The sequence below is a fragment of the Gemmatimonadales bacterium genome (genome assembly GCA_036265815.1).
Taxonomy (GTDB): Bacteria; Gemmatimonadota; Gemmatimonadetes; order Gemmatimonadales; family GWC2-71-9; genus CAVVWJ01.
Window position 1 is genome coordinate 12,595 of sequence record DATAOI010000024.1, and the last position, 24,108, is coordinate 36,702.

The window sequence follows — 24,108 nt, forward strand, 5'->3', positions numbered from 1 at the left end:
GGCGAGGTCTCCTGGCTTCGGGCCCTCGCTCGCCTTCCCGGTTTCCCAGTGGCGTCTCAAGCGAGGTGGACTGCTGCCCGTTACAGTGGCGGGGCCGCGCCGGATTCACACCGGCTTCCGAGTATCGCTGCTCGCGTAGAACTGTTGTCGACGGCGGAGATCATACCGGTTCGATCGGCGGCACGCAAGAGCGGGCGGAGCGCCGGTGCTCAGAACTCGAACCCGGCCGCCAAATTGACGTGCGCCGCGCTCAGTCTTCCGACCGCCGGTGCGTAGCGAGTCCACAGCCCCCGCACCTCCAGCCCGATCACCGCGGGCGCGTGCCGCCAGTGCACATGCCCTTCGACGCCGACGTTCCGCCGGCGGGAGCCCAGGGCAAGATCGTCGTCGTCCGGATCATCGATCCCGCCACCGCCGCCGACTTCCCACGCGGGGGTCGGGCGAAGGTTGAGCTGCGCCCATCCGCCGCTGGTGTGCACCGGCACTCCATCGAGCACCATGCTCTGCCCGATCCCACCTCCGCCGAGTCCCGCCAGCGCCTGCCCGACGAACGCCTCCGCGCGGAGCTCGGCCCAAGTCGTGAGCGGAGTCCACACGCTTGCGACCAGCGCCCGGCTCGGCACCCGGCCGCCCGAGGAATCCACCAGCCAGCCATAATGTCCGCCCACGCTCAGCTCGCCCTGCTGGTCTTCGGCGCCCCAGCGGGCCCGGAGTCTGCCCTGGAAATAGGGACGCCCGCTCCGCTCAGCGATATCGGGTTGGGTGAAAAATGGACCCTGCGCCTCGCCCGAGGTCGGCGCAAGCACCGCGACCTCGGCGCCGACCCGCACCCCGCCTGCCGGCGCCAGGTCCCCGCTCAGCCGAATCTGCGGAATCCAGAGCCACAGATTTCCCGCACCCGCGAAATCGGGGAAGCCAATGCTGGCGAGCGAGGAGGGGCTCACCGCGGCGATCGGCGGCGACTCCTGGCCGATCAGCAGCGCCGCCCGCCGCCAGGTGAGCTCCGCGAACGCGCGCCGGATCCGGAGCAGCGGGAAGGTGCGTCCCCCGCTCGACGGCTGCTGTCCGCCGAAGAAATCGAGGTCCAGGATGCCGCTCAGTGCCCCCCGGCCGAACTCAGGCACCAGCGCCGTCAGGGTGACCCGCGACTGCCGCACCGCGGCGCTGGTGGCACTGGTGCGAGAGCTGGCGGCCGCCGGGATCACAAATTGGGGGACGTCGCTGTTGTTGACCGCGTTGCTGGTATAGAACGCGTTCATCAGCACCAGGCCGTGCAGGTGCGCCTCGATGTCGGGCTGCTGGGCTCGGAGCGGTGCCGCCAGCAGGGGCAGCGCGACCAGAACAGCCCGGCGCGTTGACGCGCTCCGCGGCGATCGGTAGTCTTTGACCATGCGAGGTAAAGTACAGCGCGGCGACAGGTTCCGCCGAGTCCTGCTGGCCGCCGCGATGGCGCTGCCGGTCGCGGTGGTGGTGGGTGGGCGCGTCACCATGCTGGACAAGGGCGATCATCCGGGCGACGTGGGCCAGGCGGTGATCTGGCTCGCCACTCCCGCGGCGGAGGCGGTGGTGCCGGTGCGCGCCGAGATCGGGACGGCGGACAAGGCGTTCTCGCCGCATCTGCTGGTGGTGCCGGTCGGCTCCACCATCTCCTTTCCCAATCACGATCCGTTCAACCATAACGTCTTCTCGCTCTCCGAGGAGAATCCGTTCGACCTGGGTCTCTATGGCAGGGGCGAAGCGCGGTCGGTCAAGTTCACCCGGCCGGGAATCATGCGGGTCTACTGCAACGTCCACGCGCAGATGAGCGCGATCGTGGTGGTGCGGGACAATTCCTATTTCGCCCAGCCCGCCAGCGACGGGACCTTCTCGCTGCCGGCGGTGCCGCCAGGCAGCTACCAGCTCCACGCCTGGCATGAGCGGGCGCCCGAGGTCATCCGGCAGCTCACGGTTCCCCCCGCCGGTCTCCAGAACCTCGCCCTGGAGCTGGATGCGCGCGGGTACCACTTCAAGCCTCACCTCAACAAGTTCGGCCAGCCGTACCCGCAGCGAGGACGGCGCTACTGACCGCCCGCATGCCCTCGCGCCTGGGACAGAAGATCTTCCTCGGCACGGCGCTGGTGGTGGTCGCCGTGCTCGGCGCGGCTCTGCTGGTGACCAAGCGCCAGGCCGACAGCGCTGCCGACGCCGCCTCCACTCGCGCCCTCCAGGCCACCCAATCGGCCATCGGCGATGCTCTCGCCGGCCGCAGCCAAACCCTGCGGCGGCTGGCCGCCGCGCTGGCGCAGGTGCCAGCCTACGTGTCCCGCATCGGCGAATCGCTCCGCGCCGGCACCCGGGCCAACCTGCTCGACCAGGCCGATGAGCTCCGGGCCCAGACCGGCGCCGACTGGGTGCTCATCACCGACGGCGCCGGCGTGCTCCAGGCATGGACCGCCAACCGGAGCGCGTTCGACGAAGACTTCTCTCGGGGGGCGCTGATCGGCCGGGCGCTCGAGGGGCAGACCACCGAGGGCGTCTGGATCGAGCCGGGCCAGGCGGGCGACGAGCTCTACCAGGCGGTCGGCGTGCCGGTAGTCGATCCGGGGAGCGCCCGCCCCTTCGGGGTGGTCGTCGCGGCGCTTCGGATCGACAGCGCCTTTGCCCGGCAGCTCCGCCGTCACACCAACTCCGAGATCGTCTTCTTCGCCCGCGACACGCTCGGCGTGCCGCAGGTGATCCTGTCGACGCTCCCCCTGGACCAGGTCCAGGCCGCCGTCCGCGCGATCCCGGCCGACAGCGCCGCGCGCGAGTCCGTCACCCGCTTTCGGCTCACCACCCGGGGCACCCGATACGAGGGAGCCACCGGGCTGCTCGCCACGGCGGACGGAGTGCCGATCGGCGGATACGTCGGTCTGCACTCGCGGGACGCGGATCTCGCGGCGTACCATCAGCTCAGCCGCACGATCGGCTGGGCGTTCGTGGTGGGTCTGGTGCTCGCGCTCGGCGTGTCGGTGCTGATGGCGCGGCAGATCACCCGCCCGGTGAATCGTCTGGTCGAAGTGACCCGAAGAGTGAGCGAGGGGCAGTACACCGGCCGCATCGAGGTTACCAGCCGGGACGAGATCGGCGAGCTCGCCACCGCCTTTCGCCGGATGGTGGAGGAGCTGCGGGAGAAGGACCGGCTGGTCACCTATCTCCGCACCGGAACGCACCAGATCGAGGACGGCCCGCGGACCTTCGGCCGGGGCGAAGGGAGGCTGGTGGTCGGGGCCCGGTTCGCCGGGCGCTACGACATTCAGGAAGCGATCGGCGCCGGGGGGATGGGAGTGGTGTATCGCGCGTTCGACCGCGAGGTCGGCGAGACCGTGGCCATCAAGGCGCTCCGCCCGGAGCTGGACCAGTTCGACCCCACCATGCTCGAGCGGTTCAAGCAGGAGCTCCGGCTGGCGCGCCGGATCACCCACCGGAACGTGGTGCGGACCTTCGATATCGGCGAGTTGGACGGGGTCTACTACATCACCATGGAGTTCGTGCGCGGGACCACCGTGGCCACGCTGATCCGGGAGGCCGGCCGGCTGGCGGTCCCGGCGGCGCTCACCATCGGGAAGCAGGTCTGCCGGGCCCTGGAGGTGGCGCACGAGGAGGGGATCGTCCACCGCGACATCAAGCCGCAGAACCTGCTGGTGGATCCGACCGGGTTCCTCAAGGTGATGGACTTCGGCATCGCTCGGCTGACCGAGCGGCGGTCGGGCGGCTCGGAGACGCTCACGGCGGCTGGGGTGGTGGTGGGAACGCCGCAGTACATGGCGCCGGAGCAACTGTTCGGCGAACCGGTGGACCATCGGAGCGACCTCTACGCCACCGGCGCGGTGCTGTTCGAGTGCGTCACGGGCCGGCACGTGTTCGAGGCGCCGACCCCGATGGCGCTCCTGGCCCGACACATGAACGACGCGGCGCCGGACCCGATCGACCTGAATCCCGAGATCCCCGCCGCGCTCGCCCACATCATTGCGAAGGCGCTCGAGCGCCGACCGGAGAACCGCTGGGGGAGCGCCACCGATATGCTTCACGCCCTGGAGCAGGTGGAAGCCTAGGCGCCCGCGCGGGGGCGAAGGCATCCACCTATCGGGTCGCGCGCTCGCTCACTCGCTGCGCAGCGCCGTGACCGGATCTACCCCAGCGGCTCGCCTGGCCGGCAGATAACACGCAAGCAATGCCACCGCGGCCAGACCCACCGGCACCGTGACGAACGTCAGCAGGTCGTTGGGGTTTACCCCGAAGAGCTGGCTTCGAATGAGCCGTGCCGCCCCGGCCGAAAGGAGCAGCCCGAGCAGGGCGGCCCACGCGGTGATCCGCGCTCCACGTCCCAGCACCATCGCCAGCACCCGGCCGCGAGCCGCGCCGAGCGCCATGCGGATGCCGATCTCCCGGGTGCGCTGCGCCACCGCGTAAGACATGACGCCGTAGACTCCGACCGCCGCGAGCACCACGGCCAGCAGGGCAAAGGAGCCGGCCAGCAGCATGGTGAATCTCTGCGGGGCCAGATCCCGCTCGACCAGCGATCGCAGCGAGCGAATCTTCCACACCGGCTGATCCCGGTCCACCGACCAGATGGCCGCACGCAGCCCGCCGGCGAGCGCCATCGGGTCGCCGTCGGTGCGCGCCGCGACGCTGGCGAAGATGCCCGAGACCTGGGGTTTGGGCTGGTAGAGCTGCGCTCCGTCCGGCTCGCCCAGCGTGAGCTGCTTCACGTTGCCTACTACACCGACGACCGTGGCCCAGACATCCGGCGACCCATAGATCTTGAGCCGCTGGCCCAGCGCGGATTGCCCGGGCCATGCCCGGCGAGCCAGCTCCTGATTGACAATCGCGACCGGTGGCGAGTCGGCTCGATCGGTGGCCAGGAATTCGCGCCCTTGGAGCAGTGGGATCTTCATCGTTCGGAAGTACCCGTCGGTGACGCCATTGACCCGCGCCGTGGGCTGGAGGCCGGGGCCGGGCGCCGGCTGCCCCGCCGCCAGGTATCCGGTGCTGGCCCAGTTGCCGCTCAGCGGGACCGCGCCGAGCAGCGCTGCCGAGCGGATGCCGGGCACGGCCCGGATGGCGCCGAGCGCCTGGGTCATGAACGCGTCGATCTGCTCGGGCGTGTCATACTTGATCGCGGGCAGCCGGAACTCCGCCGTGAGGATGTGGTCCGGATCGAATCCGAGATTCACCCGCTGCAGCGCCAGCAGACTGCGGGTGAGGAGTCCCGCGCCCACCAGAAGCACGATGCTGAGCGCCAGCTGAAGCGCCACGAAGGCGTGGCGGATGTCGCCCCTGCCACCGAGCGAGCCGTCACCGGCTCGGGATCTCAGTGAATCGTTGAGGTCGGCACGCGCGGCGTGCATGGCCGGCACCGCCCCGAAGAGCAGGCCGGTGGCGATGGTGATCGCCGCCGAGAAGAGCAGCACGCCGCGATCGAGCCCGACCTCGCCGAACACGGGCAGCCCCTCCGGCACGGCGGCCAGCAGCCCTCGGATCATCCAGTAGGCCAGGACCAGTCCGGCACCGCCACCGATGAGGGAGAGGACCAGGCTCTCGGTGAGGAGTTGCCGGACCAGCCGCGCGCGGCCAGCACCCAAGGCCGCTCGGAGCGAAATCTCGGTCCGGCGCGAGGCGGCTCGTGCAAGCTGCAGGTTGGCCACGTTGGCGCAGGCGATGAGCAGCACCACCCCGACGAACCCGAGCAGGATGAGCAGGGCCGGCCGGACCTGCCCGACGAGGTTGTCCCGGAGGGAGAACACCGACGCGTCAGACCCGGCATTGCTGGCAGGATACTCTTGGGCCAGCCGGCGGCTGATGGCGGAGAGATCGCCCTGCGCCTGGGCCAGCGTCACGCCCGGCTTGAGCCGGCCGACGGCCCAGACGGAAGGGTTGTCCCGGGTGAACCAGTTAGGGTTGGGCGCGGAGGTGATCGGGAGCCAGACGTCCGGCTGATCGAACAGGTCGCGAAACTCGGGATCGGTCACCCCGATCACCACGTGAGGGCGGCCATTCAACAACAGGATGCGCCCCAGTATGCGTGGGTCGCTGCCGAACCGAGTCTTCCAGGCCTGCTGAGAGAGCACGGCTACCTGCTGTCCGGTCCCCTCGGTGGTCTCCTCCTCGGTGAACAGTCGCCCGAGCGACGCCCGGGCACCCAGCAGCCGAAGCGTGGGGGCGGTGACGAAGCTGCCCAGCAGGCGGTCGGGCGCCTCGCCACCCGTGAGGTTGACGCTCTGCGACCGGACGATTCCGATATCCTCGAAGCTGTGATTCCGGGCGCGCCACTCCTTCACGTCCGGAATGGAGACCAGGAGCTGCTTTTCGCCGGCACTCGCGGCCCAGACAACCGCGAGACGATCGGCATCCGGATAGGGCAGCGGCCGGAGCAGCACGGCGCTCACCACGCTGAAGATCGCGGTGTTGGCTCCGATCGCGAGCGCCAGCGTGAGAATGGCAATGAGGGCGAAGGCGGGAGACTTCCGGAGCTGGCGCACCGCGTGGGCGCCATCCTGCCGCAGCTCGTCGAGGTACTCGGTGCGACGCAGCTCCCGCTCGTGCTGGAGGCCGATCGTCCGACAGGTGGCGGTGAGTGCGGGGAGATCGCCGAAGCGCTGGAGCGCCTGCGCGCGCGCCGCCTCCCGGCTCAGGCCGGTCTCCATCAGCTCGCGGGTGAGCATCTCGAGATGGAACTCCAGCTCCGCGTCGACCTGCTCCGCGATGCTGTCGCGCCAGATCAGCGACTTGAACTGGCGGCCCACCGTTCGGATCTGCGGCATGGACCCTCCGCCACGCGAATCGCGGTCGATCCGGGTGTCAGCTGGGGAGCAGTATTGGGGAGACGGCCGCGACGAACTGAACGAAGCGCTCGGTCTCTGCCGCGAGCTGCCGTCGGCCTTTCGGCGTCAGCCGGTACACCCGTGCCTTGCGGCCCAGCTCCGAGATGCCCCACTCGGCTTCGATCCACCCCTGCCGCTCCATGCGGTAGAGCGCCGGGTAGAGCGATCCCTCCTCCACCTGGATGGCCTCGGCGCTGCTGTCCCGGAGCCAGCGGGTGATGGCGTAACCGTGGCGGGGGCCCCAGCTCAGGGTCTTGAGGATGAGGGCGTCGAGCGTGCCGTGGAGGCGGTCTTTGGTGGCGGGGATGGAGACAGGCATGAATGCAATCCCATAGATGTCTAGGTATATAATGTCACCCGCATACCTAGACGTCAAGGTATCAAGCTGCTCGCGCGCGCTGGTGTCTGGATGGGTCAGGACCGTACGGCTGCCCGCCGTTGACGCGGGCGGTACCGCGCCTCATACATCGAGGCGCTCAAAGACGCTCTCAATCCAATCGCTCGCGCCGGTAGACCAGCGCCAGCTGGGCCTGCTGAATGAAGAGCAGGAGTGGCCCCGGATCGGGGATCTCCGGGATCGAGCTGGGCGTGAAGAGCGATCGGTACATCTTACGGTCCTCCTGTTGAAGGCTGCACGCCTCGGGCGTTCCATTGGGGTAGCGCATGGGAGCCGCGAAAGGTTCCATCGCATCGGAGAGTCTATGCACCCCGTGACTGTGTCGCCGTGCATGCGCGTCACGATTCGGCTCACTACCCTCGTCGCGCTCGCGTTCGCGCCGGCGGTCTGGGCCCAGGAAGAAGAGGCGCACCAGCACGGGATGGGTCGGCTCGGCCAGGTTCACTTTCCTGTCTCGTGTACCGCCGAGGCGCAACGCCGGTTCGAGCACGCGATGGCCGTGCTCCACTCGTTCTGGTGGGAGGAGGGCGAGCAGGCGTTCAACGCGGTCATTCAAGCCGATTCCACTTGCGCGATGGCCTACTGGGGTCTGGCCGTCAATGCCTGGGGTAATCCATTCGTCGGCGGTCCGGCTGGTGCCGCGCTCCGCCGCGGGGTTGAGGCCGCGGAGCGCGCCGCCTCGCACCCTGCCCCGACCAGGCGGGAGCAGGGCTTCATCGCGGCGAGCATGGCGCTCTATCGCGACGCCTCCAGCACGTCCAACGCCGTCCGGCTGCAGGCCTATGCCGACACTATGGCGCGGCTCTATCGGGAGCTCCCGCGGGAGACCGAGGTCGCCATCTACTACGCGCTGGCGCTGCTGGCGACGGCTCCTCGCACCGATACGTCGCTGGCGCAGGAGCGGAAGGCCGCGTCCATCCTGGCTCCGCTTTTCGCCCGGTACCCGGACCACCCCGGGCTCGCCCACTACACGATTCACGCGACCGACTCGCCCCGGCTGGCCTCCATGGGACTGGATGCTGCCCGCCGCTATGCGCGCATCGCTCCGGCGGTACCACATGCCCAGCACATGCCGTCGCACATCTTCGTCCGGCTGGGCCTCTGGGAGGAGACCGTCGCGTCGAACCGGAAGGCCTATGAGGCCGGCGCCAACTACGCCAAGACGTTGGAGCTCGCAGGCATGACTCCCGAAGAGCTCCACACCCTGGACTACGCCGTCTATGGCTATCTCCAGCTTGGCCAGGACTCGGCCGCACGTGCCGCGGTCGCCACCGGCCAGCACCTGGTGATCGCACCGGGGAAGGACAATCTGGTGAGCGCCTACAATCGCACCGCGATGGCGGCGCGGATTCTCCTGGAGCGAGGTGACTGGCGGGCCGCGGCGGAGTTCCCGGCATCGGGTGCAGCGGACAGCGGAGTGTCGGTGATGCTGCGCCGCTTTACCCGAGCCCTCGGCGCCGCGCGAAGCGGGCGGCCGGCGACGGCGCGCGTCGAGATCTCCGCGCTCGATTCGCTCGCCACCGCGCTCGCCGCACAGCACGAGCCGTACTGGGCCAGAGTTGCGGCCATCAAGCGGGACGTGGCCGACGCCTGGATTCGCTTCGGCCTGGGAGACACGACCGCCGCGCTCGCTCTGGCGCGGGAGGCGGCTGACGGGGAGGACGTCACCGGCAAGCACCCGGTGACGCCGGCCGAGCTGCTGCCCGCGCGAGAGCTGCAGGCCGACATGCTCCTTGCCGCGGGTCGGTACGTGGAAGCCGGTGCGGCCTACCGCGCCACCCTCCAACGTGAGCCCGGCCGGGCGCGAAGCCTGTTCGGTCTCGCGCGCGCGGCCCAGCTTGCGGGTGACCGATCGGCCGCCCGTACAGCTTACCGGGACTTGCTCAGGCTCATGAGCCGCTCCGACGGCGATCGCCCCGAGCTGGCCACGGCGCGGGAGTTCGTGCGACCCGGCCGATGAGCTGTCGCCGAGCCCGGCTGTTCCTATCGGCCCTGGTGGTTGGCTGGGGCATGGTCGGGTGTGCACCCGGCTCGTCGGTACAGGGCGCCGCGCCGCAGAGCCCCGCCGCATTCCAGTCCACCATCGCCCAAGTGCGCCGTTTCATCCTCGACACCATGCGGGTGCTCGGCGCGCCGGGAGCATCGATCTCGATACGGAAGAATGACCGCCTGGTGTGGAGCGAAGGTTTCGGCTCGGCAAACCTGGAGCAGCACGTGCCGGTCACGACCCTGACCCGTTTCCGCATCGGGAGCGTGTCCAAGCCGCTTACCGCCACCGCGCTCGGCCTCCTCAGCGAGCAGGGCCGGCTCGACTGGGACGCGCCGGTGCAGCGCTACGTACCCAGCTTTCCGATGAAGCGCTATCCCATCACCGTGCGCCAGGTGGCGGGGCATCTCGCCGGGATTCGACACTATGCCCCCGGTGAGTTCGAGAACCAGAAGCACTACGGCTCGGTCCTGGAGGGTCTCACGATCTTTCAGAATGACTCACTGCTCTTCGAGCCGGGCACCCGGTATGCCTACTCGAGTTACGGCTGGAACCTGCTGAGTGCCGTCGTCGAGGGGGCATCCGGGGAGCCGTTTCTCGAGTTCATGGCGCGCCACGTGTTCGGGCCTGCCGGGATGACCCATACCATCGCCGACCACCCGGACAGCATCATCCCGGATCGGGCCCGGTTCTACACCCGGTCGGACTCGGTGGGTCCCGTGCTCAACGCGCCTTACGTCGACAACAGCTACAAGTGGGCCGGCGGCGGTTTCCTTTCGACCACTGAGGATCTCGCGCTCTTCGCCGAGCGACTCCTGGGCGGGCGCCTCCTCCAACCCGCCACGGTCACACTGCTCTGGACCACCCAGCACACCTCCGACGGCAAGGCTACCGGATACGGTATCGGCTGGAGCGTAACCCTGGACGATCACGGCCGGCGGCGAATCTCCCATGCGGGCGGCTCGGTCGGGGGCACCGCCAACCTGCTCATCTATCCGGCGGAGCATCTGATTGTGGCGCTACTGGTGAACAGCGACCGCACCTTCGTCGACGCGGTGGGCCGGTATGCGGAGCCGTTCCTGGCGACGAGGTAGACCCGGTGCGATTCTTCCTGAGCAAGGCCACGGGCCTCGGAACCGCCCTGGTGGCCGGGATCGCCCTCAGGTTCTGATGCTGGCCGCTGCCGCCCTGGCGGCGGGCCTCACATGGCGCCGCTTGACGCCGAACGGCGCGAAACCTCACCCAGGAGACGCTCCATGAGACCGGCCGGTCTGCTGCTGTTCCTCGCCTTGCCTCTCGAACTTCTCGCCGCCCAGCAGCCGCAGCCCGTCACCGCCGTTCGCGCCGGTGTCCTGATCGACGGCACCGGCAACGCTCCGATCAGGAACGCCGTCATCCTGGTGCAAGGCGACCGGATCACCGGCCTGGGCCCCGGCCTGGCCATCCCCAAGGGCGCCACGGTGGTGGATCTCTCGGGTGAGACCGTGCTTCCCGGCTTCATCGACGCGCACGTGCACCTGATCGGCCGGACCATCGGCGACGGCGACTGGCAGCACTCCGGCGTCACCGAGCTGCCGAGCGAGCTGACGCTGCTGGGCGCTGCCCACGCGCAGCAGACGCTCGAGGCCGGCTTCACCATGGTCCGCATCGTCGGGGCGGACGGCTTCGCCGATCTGGGCCTGCGCAACGCCATCAACGCCGGCTGGGTGCCCGGCCCCAGGATCCTTGGTGCCGGCATCGCGCTGGGCGCCCGGGGCGGGCACTGCGACGGTACAGCCGGCTTCAATCCGGGGACCTTCGGCCATGAGGCCGGCTTCCAGGACGGCGTGGCCGATGGGGTCGATCAGGCGCGGAGCGGCGTGCGGTACATGGTGAAGTACGGCGCCGATGTCATCAAGATCTGCGCGACGGGCGGCGTGCTCTCTCCCACCGACTCGGTCGGGTTGCAGCAGTACACCGAAGAGGAGATGCGCGCGATCGTGGAGACCGCGGCGATGCTCCGGCGCAAGGTCGCCGCCCACGCACATGGCACCGAAGGGATCAAGGCGGCCGTCCGCGCGGGCGTCGCCTCCATCGAGCATGGATCGATGTTGGACGAGGAGGCCGTGCAGCTCATGAAACAGCACGGCACCTATCTGGTGCCGACCCTGCTCGCGGGCTTCACCGTCGAGTCGCTGGCCACCGCGAAGAAGCTGCCGCCGGCCATCGCCGCCAAGGCGCTCGCCATCGCCCCCCGGATCCATCAATCATTCAAGCTGGCGCTCGATGGCGGGGTGAAGATCGCCCTCGGGACCGACGCCGGGGTGATGCAGCACGGCACCAATGCCCGCGAGTTCGCGCTCATGGTGAAGTACGGCATGACGCCCATGCAGGCGATCCAGGCAGGCACGCTGAGCGCTGCCACGCTGCTCGGCCGGGACGCCGACGTGGGCTCGCTCCAGCGGGGCAAGCTGGCCGATCTGGTGGCGGTGAAGGGAGATCCCCTCAAGGACATCACGGTGCTGCAGCATGTCGATTTCGTGATGAAGGGAGGGGCCGTGTTCAAGCAGAATGGCCGGCTGGAGCCGCGGAGCGACAGCTGGGTGCCCTGAGGGGCGAAACGAACGCGGCGGGCCACTTCCGTGGGCCCGCCGCGCCGTCTACGCTCTCGCTTCGCTTGGCTGCTACGACGCCGTCTGCATCTGCGAGAAGAATTGCTCTCCCCTCTGCTGCAACTCCTCGGGAGTCAGATCTTCCTTGTGCTGGGCCAGCCACCAGTGGTGTCCGAACGGGTCCTCGAGGCAGCCGGTGCGGTCACCCCAGAACTGGTCGACAAGGGGCATGATCTCCTTGGCGCCGGCATCGACCGCGCGCTTCCAAGCCGCATCCACGTTCTCCCCATAAACAAAGAAGCTGACCGGCGTGCCGCCGATCTGCCTGGGGCCCCTGGAGCCGTGCTCGGGCATCTCGTCGGTCAGCATGATGATCGAGTCGCCGACCTTGATCTCGGCGTGCATGATCTTCCCGTCAGGCCCGGGAAACCGCGTCAGTTCCTGCGCGCCCAACGCCTTCTTGTAGAAGTCGATAGCCTTTGCCGCGCCGGCCACGACGATGCTGGGTGTCACGGTGTGATACCCCTTGGGAATCGCCTGTGCTTTCTGAGCCATGATGGTCTCCTACCGCAAAAAAGTGAGAGGGAGAATATTGGAAGTTCGGGCCTGCCGAGCAACCCTCGGGCGTCTCGGATGTGAACGTGGAATGTCACAAAATGATCATCCCCGCGGATCCGATGTGAGCGATGAACAGCGATCATCCTCGCGCTATCGTGAGTTCCCACCCCCAGCGGATCTCCGCGACCGTGTGGCGGGTACCTGGGTGCATCGGGTAGGCGTCGCGAGCAGTCACCCGCAGCCGTGGCCGGAGTTCAAAATCTGGCCCTCCGACCGTGCCGGCCGTCGAGCTACGGGGCCCGGTGGAGGTGGCTGTCCCATGAGTCCGATGTATCTTTGCAGCATCCCGGCTCCTCTCTCGACACGGCTTCCACGAGGCTCACCCGGCCCCGATGCCGTCGCTGCTGGAACATCTGCAGGATGCGGTCGCGCCAGCCTTCACGGTCGAGCACGAGATCGGCCGAGGCGGGATGGGCATCGTCTTTCTGGGTCACGACGTCGCCCTCGACCGCCCGGTGGCGATCAAGGTCCTCCAGCCCGAGCTCGCCTCCTACCACGCTGCGGCGCGTTTTCTTCGGGAAGCGCGCCTGCTGGCCAAGCTGAGCCATCCGAACATCGTTCCGATCCATCAGGTGGGCGAGAAGAACGGACTCTTCTACTACGTCATGGACTACATCCCCGGCGACACTGTGGCGGTGCGCCTGGAGCGCGGATTGATGAATCCGGCGGAGGTCGTGGCGCTGGGCGCCGATCTGCTGAGCGGCCTGGAGGCCGTCCACCGGTACGGCATCGTCCATCGTGACGTGAAGCCGTCCAACATCTTTCTCCTCCCGGACCGCGCCATCCTCGCCGACTTCGGCATCGCCCAGCCATCGTCCGATCCTGACACCACGCTGACAGGCCCCGGTGAAGTCGTCGGTACGCTCCGGTACATGGCGCCCGAGCAGCGGGTGGGGAGCGAACGAGTCAACCACCGGGCAGACCTCTATGCAACCGGTGTCGTCCTGTATGAGGCGCTCACCGGCCGAGTGCCTCGCCTTCCGGGACACGAGAGCATCAACTGGTCGGGCATCCCGATGGACCGGCGCCGGGTCTTGCGGCGAGCTCTGGAGCCCGATGCCTCGCGGCGATGGGAGAGCGCCCGGGCGTTCAGGGCAGCGCTGATTCATCCCCGCCTCTTGCGCGCGCGCATGGGCATAGCAGGCCTCGGCGCCTTCGTCGGAATCATGCTGACGGTCTGGCTCACGGGCGAGGCCAAGCCGGTTGCGCCTTCGGTTCCGGCCGACCTCGCGGTATTGCCGTTTGAGAGTTTCCCCGCAGGACGGAGCAGCAGCGATAGCATCGGCGGCACGGGACGCGAGCTCTCCCGCTACACCGGGGACCGCCTGCAATGGTTCACCCGCTGGCGGTTCCAGCCCAGCTCCCGCACCTTCGCCTGGGCCGACTCGGTGGCTCCGGCCGAGCGGCCGGAGCGCGCACCGCGGGAGCTCAAGGCCGCCTACATCGCGGGCGGGCGGCTGGTCGAATTCGGTGGCGGTCTCGTGCTGGAGCTCACCATTCGGGACTCCTCGGGCAGGGCGCTGAACCCGACTCCGATGCGAGTGGCTGGGCAGCCTGACGACCTGCCGGCCTGGAGCCAGCAGGTGGCCGACTCGATTGTCGGCCGGGCGTTTCCGGAGCTTGCCGCACGATTCAGGGAGTTGAGCCGGCGCACCAGCGCCGACACCCGTGCGTACGACGAGTACTTCAAGGGCGAGGACGCGTTCCAGCGTGACGCCTACGACGAGGCCGACGGCTACTACCGTCGCGCCCTCCAGCGGGATCCCGCCTTCGTGGAGGCCGCGCTGCGGCTCGCCATCGTGCGGCGGTTCCGGCGGGTGCCGTTCGAGGCCGACCTCAAGGCGCTGTATGATGTGAGCGGGAACGAGCTCCCGGAGCAGCACCGGCAATTGATCGAGGCGCTGCTCGAGCCCGATCTCGATCGCCGCTTCGAGCGTTACCGCCAGGTGGTGGCGGCGTTTCCCACCGATCCGACAGTCCGATTCGTTTACGCCGATGAGTTGTTCCATCGCGGCCCCCTCGTCGGTGTTCCGCTCGACAGCGCCGTCGCCGAGCTGAAGCGCTTGACGATGCTGCACGCCGACCTGGAGCAGGCCCCGACCTACGATCATCTGCTCTGGGGACACTTGCGCCTCGGCCGGCGAGCGGACGCGGACTCCAGCCTGCGCGAGCGGTTGCGCATCCCGTTCTCGGGCGAGGCCGAGGAGGCGCGCCGGCGGCGTTTTCTCCAGCTCGCCTATGACGAGCGGTTTCGGCCTGCCGTCGCATGGGTCAAGTACCGCTGGTTGCGGCTCTGGACCGATTCGACGATGCTCGATGGGATGCAACGGTACGCCCGGTTGGGGAATGCATTCGACCTTCCTCGTGCCCAGCTGATTCTCGGCGGGATCCTCGCGCAGAAGGGAAAGAGTTTGCCGGCGCGCGCGAGCGGCCAGCGTGCTCAGGGGCTCGCCCTTATGCTCCTGGGCCGGCCCGCCGAGGCGATGGGCCATCTCGACAGTGCAGTGATCTGGCTGGCACAGCCGGACAGCGCGTTGGAGCGCGCGGAGTGGCGCATCCTGCCGGCCATGCTCGGGCTGCCGTTGTGGGCGTCGACCGATCGGGACACGAGCATTGCTCGGCTGGAGGCGCTGAGTCGAGCCGGAGACCCAAGCGCCCGGCCAGCGTGGGCGCTGGCTCTGGAGGCCACCCGTACGGGCGACACCAGCCGCGCGGCCCGCTGGGCCGATCTGGTGGATCGGGCGGCCCCTGGCCATCGGGGCGCGGCGCGTCTCGCCCTCGAGCTTGCCGCGGTCCGCGCGGCGTCACGGGGCCGACTGGATTCCGCGCTTACGCTCTCCGCGCCGCTCCTCGCCTACGACTCCAGCGGCGTGGTCGACGATCCCTTCGCCCGGGCGGTGCTGCACTGGGAGCGCGGCCACTGGTTTCTCGCCCTGGGCGATACCGCGAAGGCCGACCGCGAGCTGCTCTGGTACGAGAACTCCGATTCGGGCATCGAGGGCTGGCTGCACAGCGAGGTACAACCCGGCGAGGTTGACGCGGTGACCAGCGGCGTGGTCCGGCTGTTCCGCGGCCGGCTCGCCATGGCGCGTCACGACACCGCCCGAGCGTGCGGATTCGTACCCCGGGTTGCCGAGCTGTGGGCCGCCGCCGAGCCGCCCTATGCTGCGCTGCTGGGCGAGGCCCGGACGCTCGCCAAGAGCTGCGACCAATGATCAGCTGCCGCACCCTGGGCCCGATCGAAGTCCTGGTGGACGATGCCCCCGCACCGCCTGAGCTGCTCTGGCGCAAGCACCTGGGCCTGCTGCTCTATCTCGCGCGGTCCGTCCCGAAGGCGCGCACCCGCGACCACATCATCGGTCTCCTCTGGCCCGACCGCCCCGACGCGTCCGCCCGCCATTCGCTCAACGAGGCGATCCGGGTGCTGCGGCGGTTCACCGGAGAGGAGGGAGTGGTGTCGAGCGGCGGGCAGATCCGGCTCCTGCCGGGGACGGTGCAGCTCGATCTGGACGAGCTGACCCGCTCCATCTCGGAGGAAGACTGGGCCACGGCGACTGGCATGATCGCCGGCGAGTTCATGGAGGGCTTTACCCTGCCGGGTGCCTCGGCGTTCGAGGATTGGCTTGCGGCGGAGCGGGAGCACTGGCGGACTCAGTCGGTGAACGTGCTGGTTCAGCAGGCCGACGAGTTGGAGCGCAACGGGCGAGTGGGCGACGGCGCGAGCTGCGCGCTGCGCGCGCTGGGACTCGACCCGCGCTCGGAGCGCGCCATCCGAAGCGCCATGCGCTGTCTCGCGCTGGCCGGCGACCGGACCGAAGCGCTGCAGCGCTACGAGAGCTTCCAGGCGAGACTCAAGGCCGATCTCGGGGCGATGCCGGAGGCGGCCACCAAGGCGCTGGCGGACCGGATCCGGCAGGAGCGGAGCGTGCGGCCGCCAGGCGCCACGACCGACTCGGCCCGTGCGACCGAGGCCGGCGGGCGGGCCCCGCTGGTGGGCCGCGAATCCGAGCTGCGCGCGCTCCTGGACGTCGCGAACGCCTGCTTTCGCGACCGGCGACCCGCCGTGCTGGTGGTGGGGGGCGACACTGGTGCCGGCAAGACCCGTCTGGTGGAAGAGCTTGCCTCCCGGCTCCGGCTGGAGGGCGTCACGGTGTGCCTGGCCCGGGCGGTCGAGGCCGACCGGGAGCAGGCGAGCGGCGCACTGCTCGCGCTGGCCCGCGGCGCGCTGGTCGACGCGCCGGGTGTCGCGGGGGCGCAGGCCGGATCGATCGCCCTGCTGGCACAGCTCCTTCCCGAATGGCAGGAGCGCTTCCCCCAGGCCCACGGTGCCGGCCCTCCTCGCTCCCTGGCACAGGCGCTCGGGGACGTGGTCCGGGCCGCGGCGGAAGAGCGTCCGCTCCTGCTGGCGATCGATGACGCGCACTGGCTGGACCACGATTCGGCGCTGGCGCTGAGCGCGCTGGTGCGGGATCTCGCCACGGTACCGATGGCGTTGCTGCTGGCGGTCCAGCCGCGCTGGCCGCGGCCCGAGCTGGACGAGCTCAGCGCCCGCATCGGTCGGGACGCGGGGGGATTGGCGGTGTCGCTGTCGCCGCTGGGGCGCGAGCCGCTCCGCTCCCTCGCCCGTCACCTGCTGCCGGACTACACCGGCATCGAGCTCGACCGGGTGGTCCGGCGGGTCAGCATGGACTCCGCGGGCCTGCCGCTCCTGGCCGTCGAGCTGCTCCGCGCGGTCGCGGTGGGGCTCGATCTGGGGAACGTCACCAGCGTATGGCCCGAGCCCTCCAGGACGCTGGATCAGACGTTGCCCGGCGGTCTGCCCGAGGCGGTCGTGGCCGCGCTCCGAGTGACCTTCCGCCGGCTGAGTCCTGGCGCCCAGCGAGTGCTGGCCGCGGCGGCCGCGATCGGTGACCGGGTGCGGGCCGATCAGCTCGCCCGGGCCACCCAGCTTCCGCTGGCGGAGGTCACGGCCAGGCTGGATGAGCTGGAGTGGCACCAGTGGCTGACCTCGGACCCGCGGGGTTACGGGTTCACCGCCCGGCTGGTTCGCGACGTCATCTCCCGCGACATGCTGACCGCGGGCCAGCGCCAGCGTATTCGCGAAGCCCTGGCGGCCGACGGCGCGCCGGCGCGCTAGGCTCGCATCGCCGCTGCCACCACCCCTGGAACCTTGGCCCAGCTCGCCGTCTGCTCCAATACGGTGAGCCGCCGGAGCAAGGTGTGCGCGGTGCGATGGCTGGGAAAGGTCACCGGCTTGGGCATGATGGTGACCGGATGGCGCAAGACGGTTTTCTCTATGCCCTCGAGCATGGGGGTGTTATGCACCCATCCGCTGCCACTCTGGATATCCGCCGGAGACGAGCTCGGATGGCCGCCCCACGGCGGGGTGCCCAACGCGAAACTCAGTCCGGTCCACGCATTGAGCGCGACGGAACCGTACCGCAGCCGACTGATGGCCTGCTCCACGGCCTGGCCGAGGCGCGGGTCCTTGAGCGTCTTGGGGTGCACCACCACGGTCGCCGCGAGTGTTCCCCAAACCCGGTTGTTGGCAAAATCTACGGCGCGCTCCAGGTACTCGATCGGATCGTCGCTGCCGACCGCCGTCTCCGACAGCACCGCGCAGAGCGGCTCGCCGGAGAACGCCGGCTCGGCCGAGTCCATCGGATCGAGGCCAGACAGCAGCGTCCACGGAAGCTGACCTTGGCCGGCTCGGCCGATCGTTCGCACCGCCTGGCGGTCCTGGGTGAATCGCTGCCACCGCTCCTCGGCTCCGGGATAGTAGGCCTGGCGCGTCGGGGTGGCGGCCAGCACGCGCTCGATGGCGGAGAGGAGGCGTGCCCGTCCGGTCCACCCCTTGGCTGAGAGGACGAGCTTCGCAGAATTACAGTTGAATGAGGCGTTGTGTACCATCGCCCCGGCGATCGCTTCCGCCTGGAACGCGAGATCCTTATCGCGGTAAGGGCCCGGAATGACGAGCACGGGCGAAACGTTCCCCAACTCCGCCGTGACCGGCTTGGTCAGAACTGGTGTATTGCGTACTTTCCGCGCCTCCCGCTCGGGACCAGGCGGGCCCCATACCAGCGCATCGTATGTCTGAGCCGATCCGGTGAGATGGATTTCGTCGATGCCAGGATGTCTGGCAAGATAGGCGCCCCCCTCCGCGCCCCCGTACGCCACCGCGAGGAATCCTCGCGCGATCGGCTCGGCAAACGCCTCCTCCAAGTACGGTCCATGGTAGGAATTGACCGGGCTCATCTTGAGGAGGCAGACCTTTCCCTCGTTGAACATCTTGCTGATCACGTCCATGGCCGGGATCATCGTGAGATTGCCCGGGCCGAGGACCAGCACGGTTCGACCCTGGTGCCAAGGGGCCTTGTAGAAGCTCGCGCGGGAACGTTGCATCGTCTCCGCGGTCACCCCGGCGTTGGTGTGGACTTCCGCCGAGATTCCGGAGAAGAGCACCCCGTCAATGCCGTTGGCAGGGAAAACCCGGATGGAGAGCCGCCCGTCGACGGTTTCGCTCACCGGACCGATCGGTGTGTTGCCGGTCCGCTGAAGCGCGTGGAGCGACTCGGTGATGAGGCGCAGGTGACGCACGACGCACCACGGATTCGTCCACTCTTCACCCTCCGCGGGCGTGCCGAGCGGGAGGCCCTTGGCCGCGCAGGCCGCGTGAACGCTTCGCTCGGCAATGGCGAGATAGCCCGCCTGCATGCTGCGAGCGAGGGCAATCCGATCCGCCAACGAGAGTTTGGCGAAGACCGGAGCGCCCTCGCCAAGCCGGGCGACCATGCTATCAAGTAGTCGGTCGGCGGTCGGCCGCGGGGGCTGCGCGGCGCGGGCCGGGTCCGCCGCCGACGGACTGTCCTTGAGGCCATGGGGGCTCATCGGATGCTCCTTCGTGTCGAGTGATGGACATAACCGACGTGGCGTCGCTCCCTTGATTCGCGAGAACCAGGTTGCTGGCACGCGCCCAGCATACACTATACGAGTCAGATATTCCTCAGATGGCCGGCTGCCGGGGTTTCCCCCCCAGCCCTTCTGGACCGAGACGAGAGGGATTTGGGTTGCCTCGCGTCGTACCGGCACGTAGTATAAACCATTGACCCACATGCACATCAGCTAAGCCTCAGTGGGGCCAGATCTCCGATGCTGCACCTCAAGACCCTCGGAGCCGTCGTACTCCAGGGCGATGCCGGGCCACTGGGAGGCGCTGCCGCGCAACGGAAATCCCTGGCTCTCCTCGCGTTGCTCGCCCCGGCCGGGGAGCGGGGAGTGAGCCGGGACAAGATCATCGCCTATCTCTGGCCGGACGTCGACGGGGAGCGGGCCGGGCACCGGCTCACCCAAGTGCTCTACGCCCTCCGACGAGAGCTCGACCTGGACGACCTTTTCGTCGGCTCCGCCGATCTGCGATTGAACCCGTCACTCCTGAGCTCCGATGCGTGCGAGTTCCGTGTGGCCCGCCAGGCCGGGAACCTGGCCTGTGCCGTGTCGCTCTACGCCGGTCCCTTTCTCGATGGCTTTTTCTTGACCGGCGCGCCGGAGTTCGAATATTGGGTGGAGAGCGAGCGGGCCGGATTCGCTCGCGAGTACGTGGAAGCCCTGGAGACGTTGGCAGCGGAGGCTGCCGCGCAGGGCGACGCCCGCCAGGCCGCCGGGTGGTGGCAGCGAATCGCCGACCACGATCCCCTCAGTTCGCGGGTGACGATCCACTTGATGTCGGCACTGGCGGCGGCGGGCAATCGAGCCGCGGCGCTGGAGTGGGCCCGCGTCCATCAGGAGCTGCTTCAGCGCGAGCTCGAGGCGGCCCCCAATCCGGCGGTCCTCGCCTTGGCCGATCAGCTTCGTCAATGGCCGGAGCGCACGGCGATGGCGAGGGCAGCGCGACCGGGCGAGGTCTCCATTGCCGTGCTTCCGTTCGCCAACCTGAGCTCCGTCACCAGCAACGATTTCTTCTCCGAGGGACTCACCGAAGAGCTCATGAGCGGCCTCGCCCAGCACTCGGGCTTGCGAGTGGCCGCGCGCACGTCGGTCGACGCATTCCGAAAAGACCAGCCGGACGCCTGCGAGATCGGCCGTCGCCTCGGCGTGGCGATGTTGTTGGAGGGGAGCATTCGGCAATCGGGTGACCGCATCCGACTCAATGCGCACCTCATGGCGGCATCGGACGGATGTCATCTCTGGTCCGAGAAGTTCGAGCGCCGAGTCGAGGACCCGTTCGCGGTGCAGGATGAGTTGGCTCAGGCGATCGTCCAGGGGATTTGCAATGCCTTGACCCGGCTCACGGCCAGATCCTCTGTGACATGATCGACCTACTCGACTCTATACGCGCGAGTTTTGCCGGACGCTATCAGATCGAGCGTGAGCTTGGCCGGGGTGGCATGTCCACGGTCTACCTCGCGCTGGACCCGAAGCACGGACGCCAGGTGGCGCTGAAGGTGTTCGAGCCCGACCTTGGCCCGTCCGTCGGTTCGGACCGCTTTCTGCGCGAGATCCGGGTCGCCGCCCGGCTCACCCATCCACACATCCTGCCGCTCCACGATTCGGGCGAGGTGGACGGGCTGCTCTACTATGTCATGCCCTACATCGAGGGCGAATCACTGCGGGCCTGGCTGCAGCGGGAGCACCGGCTCGCCCTGCACGAGGCGCTGGACCTGGGACGCCAGGTGGCCGATGCGCTCGACTACGCGCACCAGCACGGCGTGGTACACCGGGACATCAAGCCGGAAAACATCCTGATCGCGAATGGCGAGGCCGTCCTGGCCGACTTCGGGATCGCCCGTGCACTGGGCGCTGGCACCGAGCTGCTCACCGGGGGCGGCATGGCGGTGGGCACGCCGATGTACATGAGTCCCGAGCAGGCCGCGGGCGAGCCCGACATCGATGGCCGCAGCGACATCTACAGTCTCGGGTGCGTGTTGTTCGAGGCCCTCGCGGGAGTGCCCCCGTTCTCGGGGTCCAGCGTGCAGGCCATCCTGGTGCAGCGGCTGCTGGAGACGCCGGCGCGCCTGCGCAGCATACAGCCGGAGGTCCCCGAAGCTGTCGAAGCAGCCATCGCCCGTGCACTCGCCCGGAAGCCGGCCGACCGGTTCGCCACCGCCGCCGGTTTCTCCTCTGCTCTGGCCGACGTGGCGGGGGGTCGCTCGGGGGGAGGGATCACCCTGGTCCCGGGCCCCCAAACGACCGCTGAGGCATCCGTGGCGGTGCTGCCGTTCCTCAGCTTGAGCTCCGATCCGGAGAACGAGTACTTCAGCGACGGCATGACCGACGAGATCATCAATGCGCTCGCCCAGATCCCCGGCCTCCGGGTTACTGCGCGAACCTCATCCTTCATGTTCAAGGGAAAGAGCGTGGACGCCCGCGAGATCGGTGAGCGGCTCAAGGTGCGCACCCTGCTCGAAGGGAGCCTGCGCAAGGCCGGCAACCGAATTCGCATGTCCGTGCAGCTCATCAACGCGTCAAGCGGGTATCACCTCTGGTCCCACACGTACGAGCGGACGCTCGATGACGTCTTCGTGATGCAGGACGAGCTCACCCGGGCGATCGTCACCGAGCTGACCGCCCGGGTGGTGGGGACGCCGAGCGACCTGCTGGTCCGCCCCGCCACGGCTGTCCCCGAGGCGTACGCGCTTTACCTCCAGGGCTGCTATTTCCTCAACAAGCGCACGGCGGAAGGATTCGTCGCTGCCATCGAGCACTTTCAGCAAGCGATTGAGCGGGACCCAGAGTATGCAGCGGCATACGCCAACCTGGCGTACTGCCTCGCTATGGCCGGCTTCGACACGTTCGGTGTCATGTCTCCCCTGGAGGCGATGCCGCAGGCCCAGGCGGCGGTATCGAAGGCGCTGGAGCTCGATCCAGCCCTTGCCGAAGCGCACGGTGCCCAGGCGATCGTCGCCGCGCTCTTCCACTGGGACTGGGCCCAAGCGGAACGCGAGTTCGATCTGGCGCTCAGCCTTGGCGGAAAATCGCCGCCGACCCATGTGTGGCACGCGCTCTTCCTTTGCGCGATGGGTCGCCCCGAGGAGGGGCTCCAGATAGTCACCACGGCGTTGGCATTCGACCCCCTCTCACTCGGCCTCCACCTGACCGTGGGACGCTGCCTGGTGTGGGCTGGTCGATATCGGGAGGCGCTGGCGAAACTGCTGGCCACGCTGGAAATGGAGCCCACCCATCCGCCGACCTACTGGGAGCTCGGCCGGGTGTATCAGCTCCTGGGGATGCACACGCAGTCGGCCGCGATCCTGGAGCAGGGCATCCAGCTGATCGGCCGAGCGCCCATTCTGTTGATGTACCTCGGATCGGCGTACGCCAAATTGGGACAGCGGGAACGAGCGCTCGACATTGTTCGCGAGCTCCGGGAGCTCGCCGGGCAGCACTACCTTTCGCCCCTCTATGAGTCGCACGTGCTCGCTTCGCTGGGCGACCTGGATGGAGCCTTCGACCTGATTGAGCGCGCCTATGCGCTGCGCAGCGGTTGGCTCAGCTTCTTCCGCGTCGATCCGGCCTGGGACCCGCTGCGCCACGACCTACGCTACCTCGCCTTGCTGGAGAAACTCGGCTGAACCAGTGAAACAAGCATCGGTGGACGACGTACACCTAGATCAGCTCCGCGAAGGTTCGGCGTGAGCACACCCGTTCCAAGCGTCCGCGCTGGTTTCGTCCGCTACGGGGCAGACCGGATCCGCGGCGCCGTTGGATTCGAGGACCTGACGGACCCGGTGGCCCGCGCGCTCGCCGACTACAGCCGCGGCCTCGGTGAGGCGCCGGTCGCCATGTTCGCGCCGATGGGGCACGACGGCGACGTCCACGTGAAGTCCGCCTGGCTCCCGGGTCGCTCCATCTTCACGGTGAAGATCGCCACCTGGTTCACCGCGCGCGCGGAGAGCGGCCGACTGCCGGGTGGCGGGGTCGTGGCCGCGTTCGACGCGCGGACGGGTGACCTGCGGGCCGTTCTGGAGGACGAGGGTCATCTCACCGACGTTCGCACGGCGGCCGCCGGGGCGCTCGCCGCGCGCCTCCTGGCCAGGAGCGATGCGTCGGTCCTGGGCGTCCTGGGTTCTGGGGTTCAGGCGTATCTCCAATCCCTCGCGGCCGCCGCGGAGCGTCCCGTGCGAAGCATCCGCATCTGGGCTCGGAAACGGGCCCGGGCCGAGCGTCTCCGTCAGGCGGTCCTCACCCGGCGGCCGGATCTTTCGATCGACCTCGTCGAGACCCCCCAACAGGTGTGCCATGGAGCGCACATCGTGGTGACCACCACCGCCAGCCTCGAGCCGCTGATCGAGGGACGCTGGCTCGAGCCCGGGATGCATGTCACCGCCGTGGGCGCCGACGACGCGACCAAATGCGAGCTCGCGCCCGACTGCCTGGCCACCGCCGATCGCATCGTGGTGGATAGCCGGACCCTCTCGGCAGAATTCGGCGACGTGGCCCGGGCCCTTCGAAGTGGTGCCATCGACCCGAGCGGCATTGCGGGGGAGCTCGGCGAGGTGGCGGCCGGCACCACGCCGGGCCGGACCGGTGACGATGAAATCACCATCTGCAAGCTGATCGGGCTGGGCGTGCAGGACCTGGCCGCGGTGGAGGTAGCGCTCGAGCGGATGGAACGCAGATCGGCGAGCGCGGGACGGCCCGCGAGCGCGCTCGATCTCGGGCCCGCCTGAGCCGGCG

The 24,108-nt window shown here is 68.9% G+C and carries 15 protein-coding genes and 1 riboswitch; of the genes, 10 read left to right on the plus strand and 5 right to left on the minus strand.

What is annotated here, in order from left to right; genetic code table 11:
* Positions 1–6: 6 nt before the first annotated feature.
* Positions 7–119: riboswitch (cobalamin riboswitch) on the minus strand.
* 90 nt (positions 120–209) lie between these two features.
* Positions 210–1,391, minus strand: coding sequence for a hypothetical protein (locus VHR41_04475; protein ID HEX3233425.1), 1,182 nt, complete (start codon positions 1,389–1,391; stop codon positions 210–212).
* On the opposite strand from VHR41_04475, the gene VHR41_04480 reads away from it, so the two are divergent.
* Positions 1,390–2,064: a plastocyanin/azurin family copper-binding protein gene (locus VHR41_04480; protein HEX3233426.1), complete on the plus strand. Its 675-nt coding sequence runs from the start codon at positions 1,390–1,392 to the stop codon at positions 2,062–2,064. The two genes, VHR41_04475 and VHR41_04480, sit on opposite strands and share 2 nt — an antisense overlap.
* 8 nt (positions 2,065–2,072) lie before the next feature.
* Complete coding sequence (locus VHR41_04485; protein ID HEX3233427.1) at positions 2,073–4,073, plus strand: protein kinase; 2,001 nt, start codon at positions 2,073–2,075, stop codon at positions 4,071–4,073.
* Positions 4,074–4,121: 48 nt separating this feature from the next.
* Here VHR41_04485 and VHR41_04490 read toward each other — a convergent pair whose 3' ends face one another.
* A complete protein-coding gene (locus VHR41_04490) occupies positions 4,122–6,782 on the minus strand; it encodes an ABC transporter permease (GenBank protein HEX3233428.1) in 2,661 nt (886 codons plus the stop codon).
* Positions 6,783–6,819: 37 nt separating this feature from the next.
* Positions 6,820–7,161, minus strand: a complete 342-nt coding sequence (locus VHR41_04495) for a PadR family transcriptional regulator (protein ID HEX3233429.1) — start codon at positions 7,159–7,161, stop codon at positions 6,820–6,822.
* A gap of 409 nt (positions 7,162–7,570) precedes the next feature.
* Here VHR41_04495 and VHR41_04500 point away from each other — a divergent pair, with 409 nt between their 5' ends.
* From VHR41_04500 to VHR41_04510, 3 genes are all read left to right on the plus strand, one after another.
* On the plus strand, positions 7,571–9,199 hold the full coding sequence (locus VHR41_04500) for a bacterial transcriptional activator domain-containing protein (GenBank protein HEX3233430.1): 1,629 nt from the start codon (positions 7,571–7,573) through the stop codon (positions 9,197–9,199).
* A complete protein-coding gene (locus tag VHR41_04505) occupies positions 9,196–10,320 on the plus strand; it encodes a serine hydrolase domain-containing protein (protein HEX3233431.1) in 1,125 nt (374 codons plus the stop codon). Before VHR41_04500 ends, VHR41_04505 begins: the two co-directional genes overlap by 4 nt.
* A gap of 162 nt (positions 10,321–10,482) precedes the next feature.
* Positions 10,483–11,817, plus strand: a complete 1,335-nt coding sequence (locus tag VHR41_04510; GenBank protein HEX3233432.1) for an amidohydrolase family protein — start codon at positions 10,483–10,485, stop codon at positions 11,815–11,817.
* Positions 11,818–11,889: 72 nt separating this feature from the next.
* Here VHR41_04510 and VHR41_04515 read toward each other — a convergent pair whose 3' ends face one another.
* On the minus strand, positions 11,890–12,372 hold the full coding sequence (locus VHR41_04515; protein HEX3233433.1) for a VOC family protein: 483 nt from the start codon (positions 12,370–12,372) through the stop codon (positions 11,890–11,892).
* 395 nt (positions 12,373–12,767) lie between these two features.
* On the opposite strand from VHR41_04515, the gene VHR41_04520 reads away from it, so the two are divergent.
* Positions 12,768–15,650 carry a serine/threonine-protein kinase gene (locus tag VHR41_04520; GenBank protein ID HEX3233434.1) on the plus strand — a complete coding sequence of 961 codons (2,883 nt, stop codon included), beginning with the start codon at positions 12,768–12,770 and terminating at the stop codon, positions 15,648–15,650.
* Positions 15,647–17,572: an AAA family ATPase gene (locus tag VHR41_04525; GenBank protein ID HEX3233435.1), complete on the plus strand. Its 1,926-nt coding sequence runs from the start codon at positions 15,647–15,649 to the stop codon at positions 17,570–17,572. Before VHR41_04520 ends, VHR41_04525 begins: the two co-directional genes overlap by 4 nt.
* On the opposite strand, the gene VHR41_04530 is transcribed toward VHR41_04525, so the two are convergent.
* Complete coding sequence (locus VHR41_04530; GenBank protein ID HEX3233436.1) at positions 17,569–19,323, minus strand: aldehyde dehydrogenase family protein; 1,755 nt, start codon at positions 19,321–19,323, stop codon at positions 17,569–17,571. The two genes, VHR41_04525 and VHR41_04530, sit on opposite strands and share 4 nt — an antisense overlap.
* A gap of 261 nt (positions 19,324–19,584) precedes the next feature.
* Here VHR41_04530 and VHR41_04535 point away from each other — a divergent pair, with 261 nt between their 5' ends.
* Genes VHR41_04535 through VHR41_04545 form a run of 3 tightly spaced genes read left to right on the plus strand, consistent with a single transcriptional unit; the run spans position 19,585 to position 24,101 of the window.
* Positions 19,585–20,745, plus strand: coding sequence for a BTAD domain-containing putative transcriptional regulator (locus VHR41_04535; GenBank protein HEX3233437.1), 1,161 nt, complete (start codon positions 19,585–19,587; stop codon positions 20,743–20,745).
* Positions 20,742–23,003 (plus strand): protein kinase, encoded by a 2,262-nt coding sequence (locus VHR41_04540; protein ID HEX3233438.1) that lies wholly within the window; start codon positions 20,742–20,744, stop codon positions 23,001–23,003. Before VHR41_04535 ends, VHR41_04540 begins: the two co-directional genes overlap by 4 nt.
* 60 nt (positions 23,004–23,063) lie before the next feature.
* On the plus strand, positions 23,064–24,101 hold the full coding sequence (locus tag VHR41_04545; GenBank protein ID HEX3233439.1) for a hypothetical protein: 1,038 nt from the start codon (positions 23,064–23,066) through the stop codon (positions 24,099–24,101).
* The last annotated feature ends 7 nt before the right edge of the window (positions 24,102–24,108 follow it).